19 protein-coding genes are annotated in these 18,967 nt (G+C 69.8%); 12 read left to right on the forward strand and 7 right to left on the reverse strand.

Annotated features, from left to right (window positions below):
• Positions 1 to 33 precede the first annotated feature (33 nt).
• A complete protein-coding gene (nrdR, locus tag ACFQ9V_RS15400) occupies positions 34 to 507 on the forward strand; it encodes a transcriptional regulator NrdR (RefSeq protein ID WP_382459991.1) in 474 nt (157 codons plus the stop codon).
• A 98-nt stretch (positions 508 to 605) separates the two neighbouring features.
• A complete protein-coding gene (locus ACFQ9V_RS15405; protein WP_382459992.1) occupies positions 606 to 1,649 on the forward strand; it encodes a quinone-dependent dihydroorotate dehydrogenase in 1,044 nt (347 codons plus the stop codon).
• On the opposite strand, the gene ACFQ9V_RS15410 is transcribed toward ACFQ9V_RS15405, so the two are convergent.
• Both ACFQ9V_RS15410 and ACFQ9V_RS15415 read right to left on the reverse strand, forming a co-directional pair.
• The gene (locus tag ACFQ9V_RS15410) at positions 1,617 to 2,543 is read right to left on the reverse strand and encodes an RNase H family protein (protein ID WP_382459993.1); all 927 of its coding nucleotides are present in this window, start codon (positions 2,541 to 2,543) and stop codon (positions 1,617 to 1,619) included. The two genes, ACFQ9V_RS15405 and ACFQ9V_RS15410, sit on opposite strands and share 33 nt — an antisense overlap.
• A 1-nt stretch (position 2,544) precedes the next feature.
• Positions 2,545 to 3,138 carry a DUF3043 domain-containing protein gene (locus ACFQ9V_RS15415; protein ID WP_382459994.1) on the reverse strand — a complete coding sequence of 198 codons (594 nt, stop codon included), beginning with the start codon at positions 3,136 to 3,138 and terminating at the stop codon, positions 2,545 to 2,547.
• 42 nt (positions 3,139 to 3,180) lie between these two features.
• Here ACFQ9V_RS15415 and ACFQ9V_RS15420 point away from each other — a divergent pair, with 42 nt between their 5' ends.
• The 5 genes from ACFQ9V_RS15420 (at position 3,181) to ACFQ9V_RS15440 (ending at position 8,297) form a co-directional block, all read left to right on the forward strand.
• Positions 3,181 to 4,632 (forward strand): dipeptidase, encoded by a 1,452-nt coding sequence (locus tag ACFQ9V_RS15420; RefSeq protein ID WP_382459995.1) that lies wholly within the window; start codon positions 3,181 to 3,183, stop codon positions 4,630 to 4,632.
• Positions 4,633 to 4,708: 76 nt separating this feature from the next.
• Positions 4,709 to 5,065, forward strand: a complete 357-nt coding sequence (gene erpA / locus ACFQ9V_RS15425; RefSeq protein ID WP_382459996.1) for an iron-sulfur cluster insertion protein ErpA — start codon at positions 4,709 to 4,711, stop codon at positions 5,063 to 5,065.
• A gap of 144 nt (positions 5,066 to 5,209) precedes the next feature.
• Positions 5,210 to 6,097: a cytochrome c oxidase subunit II gene (gene coxB, locus ACFQ9V_RS15430; RefSeq protein WP_382459997.1), complete on the forward strand. Its 888-nt coding sequence runs from the start codon at positions 5,210 to 5,212 to the stop codon at positions 6,095 to 6,097.
• A 25-nt stretch (positions 6,098 to 6,122) separates the two neighbouring features.
• The gene (gene ctaD, locus ACFQ9V_RS15435) at positions 6,123 to 7,871 is read left to right on the forward strand and encodes a cytochrome c oxidase subunit I (RefSeq protein WP_382459998.1); all 1,749 of its coding nucleotides are present in this window, start codon (positions 6,123 to 6,125) and stop codon (positions 7,869 to 7,871) included.
• A 3-nt stretch (positions 7,872 to 7,874) separates the two neighbouring features.
• A complete protein-coding gene (locus ACFQ9V_RS15440; protein ID WP_382459999.1) occupies positions 7,875 to 8,297 on the forward strand; it encodes a cytochrome c oxidase subunit 4 in 423 nt (140 codons plus the stop codon).
• A 289-nt stretch (positions 8,298 to 8,586) separates the two neighbouring features.
• On the opposite strand, the gene ACFQ9V_RS15445 is transcribed toward ACFQ9V_RS15440, so the two are convergent.
• The 5 genes from ACFQ9V_RS15445 to ACFQ9V_RS15465 all read right to left on the reverse strand — a co-directional run bounded on the left by ACFQ9V_RS15445 (position 8,587) and on the right by ACFQ9V_RS15465 (position 13,743).
• Positions 8,587 to 9,399 (reverse strand): methyltransferase domain-containing protein, encoded by an 813-nt coding sequence (locus tag ACFQ9V_RS15445; RefSeq protein WP_382460000.1) that lies wholly within the window; start codon positions 9,397 to 9,399, stop codon positions 8,587 to 8,589.
• A gap of 86 nt (positions 9,400 to 9,485) precedes the next feature.
• The gene (locus ACFQ9V_RS15450; RefSeq protein ID WP_382460001.1) at positions 9,486 to 11,105 is read right to left on the reverse strand and encodes a cytochrome bc complex cytochrome b subunit; all 1,620 of its coding nucleotides are present in this window, start codon (positions 11,103 to 11,105) and stop codon (positions 9,486 to 9,488) included.
• The gene (locus tag ACFQ9V_RS15455) at positions 11,102 to 12,172 is read right to left on the reverse strand and encodes a Rieske 2Fe-2S domain-containing protein (protein ID WP_382460002.1); all 1,071 of its coding nucleotides are present in this window, start codon (positions 12,170 to 12,172) and stop codon (positions 11,102 to 11,104) included. The genes ACFQ9V_RS15450 and ACFQ9V_RS15455 overlap by 4 nt, the downstream gene beginning before the upstream one ends.
• A 47-nt stretch (positions 12,173 to 12,219) precedes the next feature.
• On the reverse strand, positions 12,220 to 13,074 hold the full coding sequence (locus tag ACFQ9V_RS15460; protein ID WP_382460003.1) for a c-type cytochrome: 855 nt from the start codon (positions 13,072 to 13,074) through the stop codon (positions 12,220 to 12,222).
• A 24-nt stretch (positions 13,075 to 13,098) separates the two neighbouring features.
• Positions 13,099 to 13,743: a heme-copper oxidase subunit III gene (locus tag ACFQ9V_RS15465; RefSeq protein ID WP_382460004.1), complete on the reverse strand. Its 645-nt coding sequence runs from the start codon at positions 13,741 to 13,743 to the stop codon at positions 13,099 to 13,101.
• Positions 13,744 to 13,875: 132 nt separating this feature from the next.
• Between ACFQ9V_RS15465 and trpD the strand changes: the two genes are divergently transcribed.
• The 5 genes from trpD (at position 13,876) to ACFQ9V_RS15490 (ending at position 18,904) form a co-directional block, all read left to right on the forward strand.
• Positions 13,876 to 14,925, forward strand: a complete 1,050-nt coding sequence (gene trpD / locus ACFQ9V_RS15470; RefSeq protein ID WP_382460005.1) for an anthranilate phosphoribosyltransferase — start codon at positions 13,876 to 13,878, stop codon at positions 14,923 to 14,925.
• 25 nt (positions 14,926 to 14,950) lie between these two features.
• Positions 14,951 to 15,952, forward strand: a complete 1,002-nt coding sequence (gene dhaK, locus ACFQ9V_RS15475; protein ID WP_382460006.1) for a dihydroxyacetone kinase subunit DhaK — start codon at positions 14,951 to 14,953, stop codon at positions 15,950 to 15,952.
• A 72-nt stretch (positions 15,953 to 16,024) separates the two neighbouring features.
• A complete protein-coding gene (gene dhaL, locus ACFQ9V_RS15480; protein WP_382460007.1) occupies positions 16,025 to 16,657 on the forward strand; it encodes a dihydroxyacetone kinase subunit DhaL in 633 nt (210 codons plus the stop codon).
• On the forward strand, positions 16,654 to 17,388 hold the full coding sequence (gene dhaM / locus ACFQ9V_RS15485; protein ID WP_382460008.1) for a dihydroxyacetone kinase phosphoryl donor subunit DhaM: 735 nt from the start codon (positions 16,654 to 16,656) through the stop codon (positions 17,386 to 17,388). The genes dhaL and dhaM overlap by 4 nt, the downstream gene beginning before the upstream one ends.
• 1 nt (position 17,389) lies before the next feature.
• Positions 17,390 to 18,904, forward strand: a complete 1,515-nt coding sequence (locus ACFQ9V_RS15490) for a leucyl aminopeptidase (protein ID WP_382460009.1) — start codon at positions 17,390 to 17,392, stop codon at positions 18,902 to 18,904.
• Positions 18,905 to 18,967: the final 63 nt, after the last annotated feature.

An 18,967-nucleotide genomic window follows, 5' to 3' on the forward strand; every position in this document is an offset into this window, starting at 1 on the left:
GTCCTCCCGTGAATCCCGGCTAGGATTTCCCTCATGTTCTGCCCCTTCTGCCGCCACCCGGACTCCCGCGTCATCGACTCCCGCACGAGCGACGACGGGCTCTCGATCCGGCGCCGCCGGCAGTGCCCGGAGTGCGGTCGCCGGTTCTCCACGACGGAGACTGCGAGCCTCAGCGTGATCAAGCGCAGCGGTGTGGTGGAGCCGTTCAGCCGCGAGAAGATCGTGCTCGGCGTCCGCAAGGCCTGCCAAGGCCGCCCGGTGACGGACTCCGACCTCGCGGTGCTCGCCCAGAAGGTGGAGGAGACGATCCGCTCGACCGGCGCCTCCCAGATCGAGGCGAACGACATCGGGCTCGCCATCCTCCCCGAGCTCCGCGAGCTGGACGAGGTAGCCTACCTGCGCTTCGCGAGCGTCTACCAGGCGTTCGACTCGCTGGAGGACTTCGAGGAGGCCATCCAGCAGCTCCGCGTCGAGCACCGCGGCGAGCCGGCCGACCTGCGCGGTTGAAGCCTCGGTCGCAGGCTCCCTCGGCGCTGGGGTCGCGGCGTCGCTCCGCGCCGCCCCTGAGCTCCACCGCGCGCGCGAGCGGTTATTCTCGTAGCGGCATGTATCGCACACTCTTCTCCCTCGTCCTGTCGAAGCTCGACCCGGAGCGCGCGCACCACCTCGCCTTCCTGGTGATCCGGGCCCTTCCCGCGCTCGGTCTCGGCGGTCTCGTCCGCCGGTTCACCGCGCCCGACTCGTCGCTCGCCGTGGACGCGCTCGGCCTGCGGTTCGCGTCCCCGTTCGGCGTCGCCGCCGGCTTCGACAAGGACGGCGAGGCCGTCGTCGGCCTCGGCGACCTGGGCTTCGGCCACGTCGAGGTGGGCACCATCACCGCCCTCCCGCAGCCCGGCAACGACCGGCCGCGCCTGTTCCGGCTCATCCCGGACCGCGCCGTGATCAACCGGATGGGCTTCAACAACCACGGTGCGGGGGATGCCGCCAACCGGCTGCTGAAGGTCCGTCGCGCCGGCCACCGGCCCGTGCTCGGTGTGAACATCGGCAAGAGCAGGGTGGTCGCCGTCGAGGACGCCACCCAGGACTACCTAACGAGTGCCCGCGCACTCGCGCCGGTCGCCGACTACCTCGTCGTCAACGTGAGCTCGCCGAACACGCCCGGCCTCCGCGGACTCCAGGAGCTGGAGCTGCTGGCCCCGCTGCTCACCGCCGTCAAGCAGGTCGCGGGGGAGACCCCGCTGCTGGTCAAGATCGCGCCCGACCTCACCGACGACCAGGTCGAGAAGATCGCGGGCCTCGCCGTCGAGCTGGGCCTCGCCGGGATCATCGCGACGAACACCACGATCTCCCGCGACGGCCTCGTGACCGACCCGGCCGTCGTGGCGGCCGCAGGTGCCGGGGGACTCTCCGGCGCACCGCTCGCCGCGCGTTCGCTGGAGGTGCTGCGCCTGATCCGCGCGCACGTCCCCGCCGAGCTGTGCGTGATCTCGGTCGGCGGCGTGGAGACCGCGGAGGACGTGCAGCAGCGACTCGACGCTGGGGCCACGCTCGTGCAGGGCTACACCGCGTTCCTCTACCGCGGCCCGCTGTGGGCCCGGCAGATCAACCGCGGGCTGCTACGCCTCCGGCGTTCCCTGGTGGAAGCGTAGGCGCCAGCGGCCTCCCACGCGCAGCCACAGCGAGCTGCGCAGGCTGGCGCCGCGGTCGTCCACCGTGCGCGCCGTGAGCAGGATGGCGTCCGAGCCGATCCGCTCGGCGCCCAGCACCGCGAGCTCCGCGGCGGGGGCGTCCTCCTCGGCCAGGGCCTCCAGGATCGCGTCGCGACCCCACAGCCTGCCCGAGCGGCCGATCTCCTCGAAGTCGGGGTGCAGCAGCGCGGCGACCCGCGCGGAGTCCGCGCGGACGGCCGGCTCCACGAGCTCGCGCTCCAGGCGCGTCACCACATCCTCGTCCGTCTCGGTCGCGGACAGCAGGTCGTCGAAGAGGTCGAGCTCGACGGTCTCGGCAGCAGGCTGGGCAGCAGAGCCCGCAGACGCCGGCTTGGCCACAGCCAGCGCGGGCGCCGGCTCGTGCACCGCGGCGCCAGGCCAGCCCGGCCCGATCGGGATCGCGTCGTCGTCCCGGTAGGCGGTCGCCGCCGCGCGGGCGCGCTTGTCCGCCGCCTCGTTCAGGTCGTGGCCGGCGTGGCCCTTGACCCACTCGAAGGTGTACGTCCGGCCGTGCAGCGCCCGGTCCAGCCGCTCCAGCAGCTCGCGGTTGAGCACAGGCGCGCCGTCGGACTTGCGCCAGCCCTTGCGCTTCCAGCCCGGCATCCACTTGGTGACCGAGTTGATCACGTACTGGCTGTCGCACAGGATGCGCAGGTCCTCGTCCACGTGGGCGGTCGACTCCAGGAGGTCGATGACCGCCATGAGCTCGCCCATGTTGTTGGTGCCGTGCGGCCAGCCGCCCGCCGACCAGCGCTCGTCGTCGACGTACCAGGACCAGCCCGCAGGGCCGGGATTACCGAGGGCGGAGCCGTCCGCCGCTGCGACGATCGTCACGTCAGGCGGGGTACTGGCCGCGCTTGACCTGCGGCTTCGGGAGGCGCATGACGCGCAGCTGGAACGCGCGCATGGCGGCGTACCACTTGAGCCCGCGCTCCACCTTGGTCTTGCCGAACTTGTCGCCGACCTTCCTGGTCACCAGGAGGCCGAGGACGATCCCGTCCACCACGGCGACGAAGAAGAACGCCCACAGCGCCACCAGGCCCCAGACCTGCATGAACGCGTACGGGAGGAAGCTGAGCACGATCACGATCAGCATGACCGGGATGAGGAACTCGCCGATGCTGAACCGGGCGTCGACGTAGTCGCGCACGTACCGGCGCTGCGGCCCGCGGTCGCGCTGCGTGAGGTAGCGCTCGTCGCCCGCCGCCATGCCGGCGCGGGCCCGCTCGCGGGCATCGGCCTGGTGCGTACGCGCCGCCTTGGCCGCCTCTTTGCGGTCGGTCGGCACGAGCGGCCGCTTGCGCGCGGCCTCCTGCTCGCGGCGGGTGGGCGTCGGGGCGCCCTTGCCCTGCAGCCGGGCCGTGGTCTGTTCGGGGGTCTCGGGGCCGGGCGCCTGTGCCTCGTCCGCCGGGTTCTGTCGTTTCGCCAACGCTTGAGCCTTCGTTTGTGGGGTCCCTTTAAGATTACCCGCATGACAGACACCCAGCAGACTCCTTCCGGCCGATCCGCAGCCGGGGACCGGCCGGAGGTGGAGGAGCGCATCCGTTCCTCCGTCGAGACCGGCCTCCCGTCGACCATCGCCGAGCTCTCGCGCCTCGTGCGCATCCCCTCGGTCTCGTGGACCGCCTACGATCCCGGGAACGTCCGGAAGAGCGCGGAGGCCGTGGCGGAGCTGTTGCGCGACACCGGCGCGTTCGAGAGCGTCGAGGTCAAGCAGGCGCCGATCTCCGGGCCGTCGACCGGCGCGGGCGAGTCCCTCGGCCAGCCGGCCGTGCTCGCGACGCGCGCCGCGAAGAACGGCCGCCCGACCGTCCTCCTCTACGCCCACCACGACGTCCAGCCGCAGGGCGACGCCGAGAACTGGGACACCCCGCCGTTCGAGCCGACCGTGCGCGGCGACCGGCTCTACGGCCGCGGCGCCGCCGACGACAAGGCGGGCGTGATGGCGCACATCGCCAGCGTCCGCGCGCTCGTGGAGACGCTCGGATCCGACTTCGACCTCGGCATCGCCGTCTTCATCGAGGGCGAGGAGGAGTTCGGCTCCCGCTCGTTCGCGAGCTTCCTGGAGCAGAACAAGGCGGCGCTGGCCGCCGACGTGATCGTGGTGGCCGACTCCGACAACGTCGACATCGACACGCCCGCCCTCACCGTGTCGCTGCGCGGCAACGTGACCTTCAAGCTCACGGTCTCGACGCTGGAGCACGCGTCGCACTCCGGCATGTACGGCGGCGCGGCCCCCGACGCCATGCTCGCGCTCGTCGCGCTGCTCGCGACGCTGCACGACGAGAACGGCTCCGTCGCGGTGGAGGGCATGCGCTCGCACGACGACGCGGCAGAGCCGCCCGCGCTGAGCGAGGAGCAGTTCCGCCACGAGGCCGCGCTGCTGCCCGGCGTGACCCCGATCGGCACGGGCCCGATCCTGTCCCGGATGTGGTCCCAGCCGACCGTCACGATCACCGGGATCGACGCGCCCAGCGTCGTCGACGCCTCCAACACCCTGCTGCCGAGCGTCGCCGTGCGGCTGAGCGCCAGGGTCGCGCCCGGCCAGAGCGCCGCTGAGGCCTACGAGGCCCTGAAGCGCCACCTGCGCGCGCACGCGCCGTTCGGCGCGCACGTCGATATCAGCGACGTCGACACCGGCGACGCCTTCCTGGTCGACACCGCGGGCTGGGCGGCGACCGAGGCGAAGCGTGCGATGACCGACGCATGGGGCAAGGAAGCGGTCGAGACCGGCGTCGGCGGGTCCATCCCGTTCATCGCCGACCTCGTGCGCGAGTTCCCCGAGGCGCAGATCCTGGTCACCGGCGTGGAGGACCCCGACACCCGCGCCCACAGCCCGAACGAGTCGCTCCACCTCGGGGTGTTCAAGAGGGCGATTCTCGCCGAGGCGCTGCTGCTCGCGCGCCTGGACGCCCGGAACTGAGCGAGCTCGCGGGAATGGGACGTACAATCGACCCAGATTTCGCAATCGAATCCTTCAAACACGTGTGAGGAGTCCAATGACCGACACAGCGCTGACCGCGACCAAGGCCCACGGCGTCGGCCTGACCGACAACGCAGCGGGCAAGGTCAGGAGCCTGCTCGAGCAGGAGGGCCGCGACGACCTGCGTCTGCGCGTCGCCGTCCAGCCCGGCGGCTGCTCCGGCCTGATCTACCAGCTGTACTTCGACGAGCGCATGCTCGACGGGGACGCGACCGTCGACTACGACGGCGTGGAGGTCATCGTCGACAAGATGAGCGTGCCCTACCTGGACGGCGCCACGATCGACTTCGAGGACACCATCCAGAAGCAGGGGTTCACGATCGACAACCCCAACGCGACGGGCTCGTGCGCCTGTGGAGACTCGTTCCACTGAGCGTTCTATAACACAAAAAACAGCTCTGGGCCGCCCCGTGTGGGCGGCCTTTTGTGTTCGAAACCGAGTGTCCGGCGGAGTAGGGTAGATAGCGCCACATACAGTTGCATGTGAACTGTCCCCGAGTCTCTCGAAAGGTCACCGGTGCGTCACAATCGCCGTTTCCGATGGGTTGCAATCCCGATCGCAGCGACACTTGCCATCGTCCTCGCGGGCTGCACGCAGGCCCAGCTCCACGGATTCCTGCCGGGCTTCGTCGAGGGCCAGCAGCCCGTCACCAATCACACCGACCGCATCAGCGGCCTCTGGGTGACCAGCTGGATCGTTCTGCTCATCGTCGGCATCATCGTCTGGGGCCTCATCCTCTGGGCGGTCGTCGTGTACCGCCGCCGCAAGGGACAGACCGGGCTGCCGGTCCAGCTCCGGTACAACATGCCGATCGAGATCTTCTACACGATCGTGCCGCTCATCCTGGTCCTCGGCTTCTTCGCCTTCACGGCGCGCGACCAGAACGCGATCGAGCAGCCGTACGCGCACCCCGACCTCAAGATCCAGGTCTACGCGAAGCAGTGGGCGTGGGACTTCAACTACGTCACCGACAACGTGTACGACCCGGGCATCCAGGCGCAGCCGAGCGACACGAACGCGACGCCCGGCTCGGTCCAGGAGAGCCAGATCCCCACGCTCTACCTGCCTGAGAACAAGAAGATCACGATCCAGCTCGACTCGCGCGACGTGATCCACTCCTTCTGGGTGCCGGCCTTCCTCTACAAGAAGGACGTCATCCCCGGCAAGACCAACTACATGTACTTCTCGACCACGGGCCGCTCCGGCACCTTCGTCGGCAAGTGCGCGGAGTTGTGCGGCGAGTACCATTCGGCGATGCTCTTCAACGTGAAGATCGTGTCGCAGAGCGAGTACGACGCCCACATCCAGTCCCTCCGCGACAAGGGCTTCAAGGGCCAGCTCGGGTCCCAGTACGACCGCAACAACAACCTGCCCGGCACGGGCGCCCCCACGGGCAACGAGTGATTCCGGCAACGAGTAGGACAGACGCATGACGACGACAGCACCGGCGCCCGGAGCGACCACCGCGCCCGCTCCGAAGCCCACCCTCCTCACCGCCAACGGTGTGGAGCGCAAGGGCAACATCCTCGTGAACTACATCACGTCGACGGACCACAAGACGATCGGGTACATGTACCTGATCTCGTCGTTCATCTACTTCCTCATCGGCGGCGTGATGGCCCTCATCATCCGCGCCCAGCTCTTCGAGCCGGGACTCGAGGTGGTGCAGACCAAGGAGCAGTACAACCAGCTCTTCACGATGCATGGCACCATCATGCTGCTGATGTTCGCGACGCCGCTCTTCGCCGGCTTCGTGAACGTGCTGATGCCGCTGCAGATCGGCGCGCCCGACGTGGCCTTCCCGCGTCTGAACGCGCTGGCGTACTGGTTCTACTCGTTCGGCTCGCTGATCGCGGTCGCCGGCTTCCTCACCCCGCAGGGTGCGGCGTCCTTCGGCTGGTTCGCGTACGCGCCGCTGTCGAGCACGACGTTCTCGCCGGGAATCGGCGGCAACCTCTGGGTGCTCGGCCTCGGCCTCTCCGGCTTCGGCACCATCCTCGGCGCGGTGAACTTCATCACGACCATCATCACGATGCGCGCGCCCGGCATGACCATGTTCCGCATGCCGATCTTCACCTGGAACGCGATGGTCACCTCGATCCTCGTGCTCATGGCCTTCCCGGTGCTCGCCGCCGCGCTGTTCGCCCTCGCGGCCGACCGCGTGTTCAACGCGCACATCTACGACGCCGCGAACGGAGGGGCGCTGCTCTGGCAGCACCTGTTCTGGTTCTTCGGCCATCCCGAGGTGTACATCATCGCGCTGCCGTTCTTCGGCATCGTGTCCGAGATCTTCCCGGTGTTCAGCCGCAAGCCGATCTTCGGGTACAAGACCCTCATCTACGCGACGATCTCCATCGCGGCCCTGTCCGTCACCGTGTGGGCGCACCACATGTACGTGACCGGCTCGGTGCTGCTGCCCTGGTTCTCGCTGATGACGATGCTCATCGCTGTCCCGACCGGCGTGAAGATCTTCAACTGGATCGGCACGATGTGGCGCGGCTCGCTGACCTTCGAGTCCCCGATGCTGTGGTCGATCGGCTTCCTGATCACCTTCACCTTCGGTGGCCTCACCGGCGTCATCCTCGCGTCGCCGCCGCTCGACTTCCACGTGTCCGACACGTACTTCGTTGTGGCGCACTTCCACTACGTCGTGTTCGGCACGGTCGTGTTCGCCATGTTCGCCGGCTTCTACTTCTGGTGGCCGAAGTGGACGGGCAAGATGCTCAACGACCGTCTCGGCAAGTGGCACTTCTGGCTGCTGTTCATCGGCTTCCACACGACGTTCCTCATCCAGCACTGGTTGGGCGTCGTGGGCATGCCCCGCCGGTACGCGACCTACCTGCCGTCGGACGGCTTCACCTGGATGAACCAGGTCTCCTCGATCGGCGCCGGCATCCTGGCGATCTCGATGATCCCGTTCTTCGTGAACGTCTACCTGACGGCGCGCAACGCCCCGAAGGTCACCGTCAACGACCCGTGGGGCTACGGCCGCTCGCTCGAGTGGGCGACCTCCTGCCCGCCGCCGCGGCACAACTTCACGTCCATCCCGCGCATCCGCTCCGAGTCGCCGGCGTTCGACCTCAACCACCCGGAGGCCGGCATCCCGATCGGCATCGGCGCTGGCAAGGACGCCCCGGACGGCCCTGTGTTCGACCTCGCAGACAACAAGGTGAAGTAACCCATGAGAGCCAATTCCATCCTCTTCTGGATCCTGTCGGTCTTCTTCATCCTCTCGGCGATCGTCTACACGCTGTGGAGTCTGCTCGACCCGATGCACATGAAGGTCGAGTGGGTCGGCACTGTGGCGCTGACGCTGAGCGCCATCCTGGCCGCGTTCATCGCGTTCTACGTGGGCCGCTCGCACTCCGCCCAGGGCGGCGAGCTGCCGGAGGACCGCCTCGACGCGAACATCGACGACGGCGACCCCGAGCTCGGCCACTTCTCCCCGTGGAGCTGGTGGCCCGTGGCCCTCGCCACCGGCGCCGCACTGGTCATGCTCGGCCTCGCGGTCGGCTTCTGGATCTGCTTCATCGGCGTGGCCTTCAGCATCGTCTCCATCGTCGGCTGGGTCTACGAGTACTACCGCGGCTACTTCGCGCGCTGAGCGCGCACCGCACGCAGGCCGTCTCCCTCGGGAGGCGGCCTTCGTCGTTCCCCGAGGCGGCGCACTCTCCGCCGCCTCGCGTCCCCCACCTACCTGACAGAACACGCCGCCCGACGGGCGCGTCAGGCGGCGTGTCCTGTCAGCTAGTTCGTCCAGGGGGCGCAACACGCCGCGTAGCGGCTCGTGCGGCGGCGAGTTGCGTCCCCTCGTTCGCGCGGCGGCCGGCGTTGTGCCGGGATCTACGTGACAGAACACGCCGCCTGGAGGGCACGTCAGGCGGCGTGTTCTGTCAGGTGGTTCGTCCGGTGAAGGTGAGGACGTCGACGGAGACGGTGGTCGTGTCGGTCGCGGCGGGGGCCGCCGCGGCGTGGCGAGCGGACGGGCCCATGCCGGCCAGGGCGGCCCGGAGGGCGTCGTCGAGTGCTAGCTCGTAGGAAACGTGTTCGCGCGTCAGCGGGGCGTACAGCGGCTCTGCGGCCACGATGACGTCCTCCGCCTTGTCGGACGGGATGTCGAGCATGGTGCCCGCCGCCCGCAGCGACGCGAGGTGGTCGGCGCGGGGCACCACGACGGCGAGCGTGCCGCCCGGCCGCAGCACACGGTGGAACTCGGGGAGGTTGCGGGGCGCGAACACGTCCAGCACCGCGTCCGCACTGTGCGAGCGCACCGGGAGCGGCCGCCAGGTGTCCGCCACCAGGCCGTCGACGTCCGGCGACGAGCGCACGGTGCGGGCGACGGCCGCGGGGGAGAGGTCCATCGCCAAGCCGACCGCGCCGGGGGAGGCGGCGAGCACCGCGCGCAGGTAGTAGCCGGTGCCGGCGCCCGCATCCAGGACACGCTCCGCCGATGGGACGGCAGCCGCTACAGCCCGGGCGATCGGCGCGTACGCTCCGCCCTCCAGCACCGTGTCGCGCGCGTCCAGCATCTCGGCCGTGTCGCCGGCGAACTTGCTCCCGCCGCCGAGGAGGGACACGTAGCCGCGCTTGTTGACGTCGTGGCGGTGCCCCGCGGCGCAGCCCAGCGTCAGGCGGTCGACCGGCTCCAGGTCCAGTCCGCAGACGGGGCAGCGCAGCCAGGACGCAAGGCGGGTCAGGTCGGTCACAGCGGCCTCCAGGAGGGTCGGGAGCGAGGGGACGCGGATACACGAAAGCGCCGGTGCAGAAACTGCACCGGCGCTCTCATGACCGATCAGTGGTGGCCGTGGCCCGACTCGAGCTCCGTGCGGGTCGGCGGGATCAGGCGGTCCTCGAAGAACCAGCGGGAGAGGCTCGCGCGCATGCGGGTGCCGGCTGTGATCTTGCCGCGCTTGTTCGGGCGGACCATCAGCGGCTCGTACGCCTCGTAGCTGATCAGGCGCCAGCGCTCGTAGTCGCTGAGCTGCTCGTGCACCTCGATGAACTCGCCACCGGGGAGCTTCACGATGCGGCCGGTCTCGTAGCCGTGCAGGGCGATGGAGCGGTCCTTCTTCGCCAGCGCGATGCAGATGCGCTTGGTGAGGAAGTACGCCACGACCGGGCCGACGAAGAGCAGCGCCTGGAGGGTGTGGATGACGCCCTCCATCGTGAGCTTGAAGTGCGTCGCGATGATGTCCGACGAGGCCGCAGCCCAGAACACCGCGTAGAAGGTCACGCCGGCGGCGCCGATGGCCGTACGGGTGGCCGCGTTGCGCGGACGGTCCAGGATGTGGTGCTCGCGCTTGTCGCCGGTGACCCACGCCTCGATGAAGGGGTAGATCATCACGGTCACGATGAAGAGACCGAGGATGGCGACGGGGACGATGATGTTGAACGACCAGGTGCGGTTCAGCCAGACGAACTCCCAGCCCGGCGGGACCAGACGCAGAGCGCCGTCCGCGAAGCCGATATACCAGTCCGGCTGGGTGCCGGCGGACACGGGCGAGGGGTCGTACGGGCCGTAGTTCCAGATCGGGTTGATGGTGAAGAACGACGCCATGAGCGCGATGACACCGAACACGATGAAGAAGAAGCCGCCGGCCTTCGCCGCGTACACCGGCAGGACCGGGTAGCCCACGACGTTGCCCTGCGTGCGACCCGGAGCGGCGTACTGCGTGTGCTTGTGGACGACCACGAACACGAGGTGCAGCGCGATGAACGCGACCACCAGAGCGGGCAGCAGCAGGATGTGCAGCGTGTAGAGGCGTCCGACGATCGCGGTGCCGGGGAACTCGCCGCCGAAGAGCAGGAACGAGATCCAGGTGCCGACGACGGGGAGGCCCTTGACCAGACCGTCGATGATCCGGAGGCCGTTGCCCGAGAGCAGGTCGTCCGGGAGCGAGTAGCCGGTGAAGCCCTCGGCCATCGCCAGGATGAACAGCGTGAACCCGATCACCCAGTTCAGCTCGCGCGGCTTGCGGAACGCGCCCGTGAAGAAGATGCGGAGCATGTGCAGGCCGATCGCGGCCACGAACAGCAGCGCCGCCCAGTGGTGGATCTGGCGCACGAGCAGGCCGCCGCGCACCTCGAACGAGATGTTGAGGGTGGACTCCATCGCCGCGGACATGTGGATGCCCTTGAGGGGCACGTAGGAGCCGTTGTAGACGACCTCCGCCATCGACGCCTGGAAGAAGAACGTCAGGAACGTTCCGGTCAGCAGGATGACGATGAAGCTGTAGAGGGCGACCTCACCGAGCAGGAAGGACCAGTGGTCGGGGAAGATCTTGCGCCCGAACTCCTTGACCGCGCCCGAGATGCTGGTGCGGTCCTCGATGTAGTTGGCGGCGGCAGCGGTGAAGCCGCCGCTCTTGGCCGTGGTGGGTGCCGCAGGGGCTGCGGCGGTCGAGGTGCTCAATGACGCTCCCAGAAACTCGGGCCGACGGGCTCGTGGAAGTCGCTGCGGGCGACCAGGTAACCGTCGGCGTCAACGGTGATCGGCAGCTGCGGCAGAGGCCGCTTCGCCGGTCCGAAGATGACCTGCGCTTCGTGCGTGATGTCGAACTGCGACTGGTGGCACGGGCACAGCAGGTGGTGGGTCTGCTGCTCGTAGAGCGCCACCGGGCACCCGACGTGCGTGCAGATCTTGGAGTAGGCGACGATGCCGTCGTAGTTCCAGTTCTCGCGGCCCTTGGACACGTGCAGGTCCTCGGGCTTGAGGCGCATGAGCAGGACGGCCGCCTTGGCCTTCTGCTCCAGCATGTCGGGGGCGTCGTTGAGGCCCTCGGGGATGACGTGGAAGGCGCTGCCGAGCGTGACGTCGGAGGCCTTGATCGGGGTGCCGGACGGGTCGCGGGTGAGGCGGATGCCCTTGGCCCACATGGTCTGCGACAGCAGCTCGGCCGGGTCCACGCCCTGCGGCGCCAGGCCGCGGAACAGGATGATGCCGGGCAGCGGGAAGGCGATCAGCGCGCCGATGAGGCTGTTGCGGATCAGGACGCGGCGGTTGAAGCCGGACTCCTCGTCGGCCTGGCGGAAGATCTCCGCGGCGCGCTCGGTGGTCTGCTCGGAGCCGCGCACGGGGTGACGGAGGTCGACGCCCTCCTTCTCGTGCATGAGGGCCTTGCCCCAGTGCACCGCGCCGATGCCGATCGCGAGGAGGGCCAGCGTGATGCCGATGCCGATGAACAGGTTGTTCAGGCGGACCGAACCCGGGTCGCTGGCGTTGATCGGGAACGCCATGTAGGCGGCGACCGCCCAGACGGAGCCCGCGATCGACAGGTAGAACAGCGTGTAGACGGTGCGCTCCGCGCGCCGCTCCTTCTTGGGGTCGAGGTCCGTCACCCGTTGCCGGTGCGGCGGGAACCCGGGGTTCTCCACGGCATCGCGGATGACGATCGCCGTTCCGGGGTCGCCGGTCCGGTGCACGTCGACGGCCGACGAACTGGGCGTCAGCTCGTGACCGCCGTTCTCGTCCTGTGCCATTGTTCTCCTTCTTACGCTGTGCTGCTTCTACAAGTACGACAGAACGGTCAGTTGGACTTCGCCGTGATCCACACGGTCAGCGCCACGATGGCGCCCAGACCGAAGATCCAGAGGAAGAGTCCCTCGGCCACCGGGCCGAGCGAGCCGAGCTCGATGCCGCCCGGGGACGGGTTGTTCTGGATGTACTTGAGGTACGTGATGATGTCGGCCTTGCCCTGGGGCGAGATGTTCAGGTCGTTGAACACCGGCATGTTCTGCGGGCCGGTGACCATGGCCTCGTAGATGTGCTTGGCGCTCACACCGGTGAGCGGCGGGGCGTACTTGCCCTCGGTGAGTGCTCCACCGGCGCCGGCGACGTTGTGGCACATCGCGCAGTTGATCCGGAAGAGCTGGGCGCCGTTGGCGGCGTCGCCCTTGCCATCGAGGTACTTCTGCTCGGGGATCGACGGCCCGGGAGCGAGGGAGGCGACGTAGTCGGCCAGGGCCGCGACCTCTTCGTTCGAGAACTGGACCGGCTTCTCCTGGGCCTGCGGGCCCTGCATCTGCATGGGCATGCGGCCGGTGCCGACCTGGAAGTCGACCGCGGCGGCGCCGACGCCGATGAGGGACGGCGCGTTGACCGTGCCCTCCGCGCTCATGCCGTGGCAGGTGGCGCAGTTGGCCTGGAAGAGCTTCTCGCCCTGCGAGACCGACGATTTGGAGGCCGTCTGCACCTGCGGGGTGTCGGCGGAGGCCGTGGTGGTGGTGAACGCGGCGTAGGCTCCGCCGGTCAGGCCGAGGCCGATGGCGAGCAGGGCGACAGTGGCGAGCGGGTGTCGGCGACCGGTCTTGCGCGCGGCCTTCGCGTTACGCGATGGCGCTGCTGCGCGGGACTTCTGGGTGCCGGGGACGCGGGGACGCATGAGGTGAGGTCAGCTCCTGTTGATCTATCGGATGATGTAGATGACCGCGAACAGTCCGATCCACACGACGTCGACGAAGTGCCAGTAGTACGACACGACGATGGCGCTCGTGGCCTCTTTGTGGCCGAAGGTCTTGACCGCGAAGGCGCGGCCGATGACGAGCAGGAAGGCGATGAGGCCGCCGGTGACGTGGAGGGCGTGGAAGCCGGTCGTCAGATAGAAGGCGGAGCCGTAGGCGTTCGCGTCGAGCGAGATGCCCTCGGAGACGAGCGTGGCGTACTCGAGCACCTGGCCGGAGACGAAGATGGCGCCCATCACGTAGGAGAGCGCGAACCACTCGACGAGGCCCCACTTCCAGAACTGCAGCACGCCGCCCGCACGCCGCGGCTGGAGCCGCTCGGCGGCGAACACGCCCATCTGGCAGGTCACGGAGCTCAGCACGAGGATCGTGGTGTTCACGGCCGCGTACGGGATGTTCAAGTGCTGCGTCTCGGCGGCCCACAGATCGGGCGACGTCGACTTGAGCGTGAAGTAGATCGCGAACAGACCCGCGAAGAACATCACCTCGGAGCCGAGCCAGACGATCGTGCCGACGGCCACGACATTGGGCCGGTTGATCGCCGGCGCACTCGTTGCAGGGGAAATGGAGGTGCTCGTCACAATTCCCATTATGGCTGAAAAGAAGCCGTGGTTTTCTCACCTGAAAGGCACGAATATGCCTCGATTCAGGAAAGTGCCGCCTGACACCTGGTACAAACGGGCGGCTCCCCGTGGCGTGTCGCCTCCCCATAGGATCGCTGTATGACGGAAAAGCAGTCCTGGTCGTCCGTGCTCACCTCCCTTCTGGCCCGTGAGGACCTGAGTGTGGCGGACGCGGCGTGGGCGATGGACCAGGTCATGTCGGGCGAGGCCACGGAGGCCCAGCTCGCCGCTTTCCTCATCGCTCTGCGGGCCAAGGGCGAGACCGTGGACGAGATCGTCGGCTTCCGCGACGCCATCCTCGACCACGCGGTCCCGCTGCCCGTCGACCCGATGGCGCTCGACATCGTCGGTACAGGGGGCGACCGGTTCGGCACCGTGAACGTCTCGACCACGGCCTCCATCGTCGCCGCGGCCGCCGGAGTGCCCGTCATCAAGCACGGCAACCGGGCGGCCAGCTCGTCGTCCGGATCGTCGGACGTGCTCGCCGCACTCGGCATCGACCTGACTCTGCCGCCGGAGCGCGTCGCGGAGGTGTTCACGCGCACCGGGATCACGTTCGCGTTCGCCAGCGCGTTCCACCCCGGCTTCGCCAACGCGGGCCCTGTGCGGTCGCAGCTCGGCGTGCCGACCGTGTTCAACTTCCTCGGTCCGCTATGCAACCCGGCGCGTCCGGAGGCGTCGGCGGTCGGCGTCGCGACGCTCGACCGCATCCCGCTGATCGTCGGCGTGTTCCAGACCCGCGGCGCGACCGCGCTGGTCTTCCGCGGCGACGACGGCCTCGACGAGCTGTCGACCACCGGTCACAGCCACGTCTGGGAGGTCTCCAGGGGCCTCGTCACCGAGCACGACATCGATCCGCGCGATCTGGGCATCCCGCGCGCCAGGATCGAGGACCTGCTCGGGAAGGACGCCGCGTACAACGCGGCTGTCGTGCGTGCCGTGCTCGCGGGCCAGGAGGGCCCCGTGCGCGACATCGTCCTGCTCAACGCGGCGGCCGGGCTCGTGTCCTACGAGCTCGCGTCCGACCCGTCGAGGGTCCAGGTGTCCATCCTGGATCGGTTCCGTTCGCACATGGCGGTCGCCGCCCAGGCGATCGACTCCGGGGCTGCGGCCGCGAAGCTCGAGGAATGGGTCGAGGCGACGCACTGACAGCAAGTGGAAGGAAGGGTTTTCGATGAAGAAGCTCATCAACGACGTACCCGACGTCGTGACCGAGTCCCTCGCGGGGTTCGGACGGGCTCACGCGGACATCGTGACGGTGTCGCAGGACCCCCGCTTCGTCTCCCGGGCCGACGGCCCGGTGCGCGGCAAGGTCGGCCTGGTCAGCGGTGGAGGCAGCGGCCACGAGCCGCTGCACGCCGGTTTCGTGGGGAAGGGCATGCTGGACGCCGCCGTCCCCGGTGAGGTCTTCACCTCGCCCACGCCGATGCCGATCGTCGAGGCCACCAAGGCCGCGGACGGCGGCGCTGGGGTGCTCCACATCGTCAAGAACTACACGGGCGACGTGCTGAACTTCGAGACGGCCGCCGACCTGGTGGGCGCGGAGGGTATCACGGTGCGCGCCGTCGTCACCAACGACGACGTCGCGGTCCAGGACTCCCTCTACACCGCTGGCCGTCGCGGCGTCGCCGGCACGGTGCTGGTGGAGAAGATCGCCGGAGCGGCGGCCGACCGGGGCGACGACCTCGACGCCGTCACCGCTGTGGCCGAGAGGGTCAACGCCAACGTGCGCTCGATCGGCCTCGCCCTCACCGACGGCACCGTCCCGCACGCGGGCCAGCCCGGCTTCGTGCTGCCTGAGGACGAGATCGAGTTCGGCGTCGGCATCCACGGCGAGCCCGGCCGCGAGCGGATCAAGCTCGAGCCGGCCGACCGCCTGGTGGACCGGATGATGGACGCCATCCTCACCGACCTGCCGTTCTCCTCCGGAGACACCGTGCTGCTGTTCGTCAACGGCATGGGCGGCACGCCGCTCTCGGAGCTCTACATCCTGTTCCGGCGTGCGGCGGAGATCCTCGACGAGAGGGGCATCGTCCTCGGCCGGTCGCTGGTCGGGAACTACGTGACCTCGCTGGAGATGCAGGGCGCCTCGATCACGGTGCTGAGGCTGGACGACGAGCTGACCGCCCTGTGGGACGCGCCGGTGCACACGGCAGCACTCCGTTGGGGTGTCTGAGCCAGGGTGTGTGAGCCGGGGCGTACGCTCCACTGACCGGATGACGGAAACGACGCGAGGAAGGATGCGCTGATGGCGCTGGACACGAACTGGGTCACCTCCTGGGTCTCGGGCGCGGCGACGGCCGTGGGCGAGCACAAGGGTGAGCTGAACACGCTCGACCGGGAGATCGGCGACGGCGACCACGGCGAGAACATGGACCGCGGCTTCCGAGCGTCCGTGGAAGCGCTGGCGAAGCTGCCCGCCGACGCGACGCCGTCCGCGGCGCTTCGCTCGGTGGCGATGACCCTGATCTCCACGGTCGGCGGCGCCTCCGGCCCGCTGTACGGCACGGCCTTCCTCAAGGCGGCCGAGCCGGTCGGCGACGCGGACCCGATCGACGGGGCGACCCTCGTCGCGCTGCTGACGGCGGCGCGCGACGGCATCGTGTCCCGCGGCAAGGCGCAGTCCGGCGACAAGACGATGATCGACGCCTGGACCCCCGCGGTGGACGCGGCTTCGGCCGCGCTCGCCGCGGGGTCCGACCCCGTCGCGATCCTCGACGCGGCGGCCACGGCGGCCGAGCAGGGCTCCGACGCCACCATCCCGCTGGTCGCCCGAAAGGGCCGCGCCAGCTATCTGGGCGAGCGCTCGGCCGGACACCGCGACCCCGGTGCGCAGTCGACCGCGCTCATCCTGCGGGCCGCCGCAGAGGCGGCGGGATGACCGGCGCCCCGGATTCGAATGAGCGCGTCGGGCTCGTCTTCGTCTCGCACAGCTCGCAGCTCGCCGCCGGCGCCGTCGCCCTCGCGGGGCAGATGGCGCCGTCGGTGACGCTGCTGGCGGCGGGCGGCACGGACGACGACGGGATCGGGACCAGCTTCGGCAAGGTGATGACCGCGGTGGGGGAGGCCGACCAGGGCTCCGGCGTCGTGGTCGTCAGCGACCTCGGCTCGGCGCTGCTGACCGCGGAGACCGTGCTCGACCTGCTGCCCGAGGACGAGCGAGCCCGCGTGCGCGTCGTCGACGGACCCTTCGTGGAGGGCGGCGTCGCCGCGGCCGTCGCCGCGGAGACCGGAGCCGACCTCGCGGGGGTCGCGGCCGCAGTGGAGGGCGCGCGCTCGGCGTGGGCAGACGCCGAGGCGGCGGCGGTCGCCGAGGCCTCCACACCCCAGGCGCCGGCTGCCGTGCGCGCCGCGGACGGCTACACGCGCGAGGTTCTCGTGCGCAACCCGCAGGGCCTGCACGCCCGGCCGGCCGCGGAGTTCGTGAAGCTCGCCAACACCTTCCCGGTGAAGGTGACCGTGAACGGCAAGGACGCGAAGAGCCTCCTCGGCGTGATGTCGCTCGGGCTCACCGCGGGCGCGACGGCCTCCATCGCGTCGCCGGACAGCGAGGGGGAGGCCGCGGTGGACGCCCTGGTCGACCTGGTCGAGAGCGGATTCGGGGAGGTCTGAGATGACATCGGCGGTGCGCAGGCTCATCCCGGCGTCCTTCACCCCCGTCCCGTCGTACCGGCCGGAGCGCGTCGTCGGCTTCGAGGCCGTGACCTCCTTCGCGCCCGGGCTCGATGCCATCGGGATAGCCGTGGGCACGGACGGTCAGGTGGACGCAGACGTCGGCCTCGACCGGGACGCGCTCACGCGCGCCGGGTTCGAGGGCAAGGCCGGCCAGACCCTCCTGATCCCGACCGAGGCCGCTCCGCTGCTCTACGCGGTCGGCGCGGGCGACCCGGAGGACCTCACGGCGGATGCCGTCCGCGACCTCGCCGCCACCTTCGCCCGCGCGGCGTCGTCGTCGGCCGCGCTCGGCCTGCGCCTGCCGGCGACGGGCGCCGTCCCTCCCGAGCGCGTCGGCCAGGTCGTGGCGGAGGGCGCGCTGCTCGGCCGCTACCGCTACTCCGAGCTGAAGTCGGCGCCGGCGGTCACCGAGCTCACCCGGCTCGAGCTGCTCGTGGACGAGGCGCCGTCCTCGGCCGTGGCCGACGGCCTCCCCGCCGGCGCGGTCACCGCACGCGGCGCCGCGATCGCGCGCGACCTCGCCAACACCCCGCCCGGCCACCTGACCGCCACCGACTTCGGCGAGCTCGCCCTGGAGCTGGCCGGCGACTTCGGGCTGGAGGTGGAGGTCTTCGACCGGCAGCAGCTCGTCGAGCTCGGCTGCGGCGGCCTGCTCGGCGTCAACGCCGGGAGCGCCGAGGAGCCGCGGATGATCCGGCTCCGCTACGTCCCGAACGGCGACCCGACCGGGCACCTGGCGTTCGTCGGCAAGGGCATCATGTACGACTCCGGCGGCATCAGCCTCAAGCCCTCGGACCCGATGCACCTGCTGATGAAGATGGACATGGGCGGCGCCGCGGCGATCTTCGGTGCGCTGTCCGGCCTCCAGGACCTGGGCTGCACGACGATGGTCACGGCGTTCCTGATGTGCACGGACAACATGCCGTCCGGCTCCGCGTACAAGCTGGGCGACGTCCTCACGGCGCGCGGCGGCACGACCGTGGAGGTCAAGAACACCGACGCGGAGGGGCGCCTGGTGCTGATGGACGGGCTCGTCCTCGCCACGGAGGAGGAGCCGGACGCCGTCGTGGACATCGCGACCCTCACCGGCGGGGCGCTGCTGGCGCTGGGGCCGGCCAGGGCGGCGCTGTTCGCGTCCGACCAGGGGCTGGCCGACGCGATCGCGGCGGCCTCCCGCAGCACCGACGAGAAGGTCTGGCAGCTCCCGCTGGAGACCTCCTACCGCAAGCTGCTGGACTCCGACATCGCCGACCTGGCCAACGTCGGCGGCCCGTATGCGGGTGCGACGACGGCCGCGCTGTTCCTGCGCGAGTTCGTCGGCGAGACGCCGTGGGCGCACCTCGACATCGCGGGCACGATGAACGCCGACGCCGACGACGCCTGGCGCTCGAAGGGCGCCACCGGCTACGGCGCCCGCCTGCTGACCGAACTCGCGCTCCGCTTCCGCCGCTGACGGAGGAGATCGGCCCGCCGCACGCCCAAAAGTCGGCTAACGGAGGACATCCAGCCCTCCGCA

The organism is Leifsonia sp. NPDC056665, from assembly GCF_042791795.1.
In the GTDB taxonomy this organism is placed as follows: domain Bacteria; phylum Actinomycetota; class Actinomycetes; order Actinomycetales; family Microbacteriaceae; genus Leifsonia.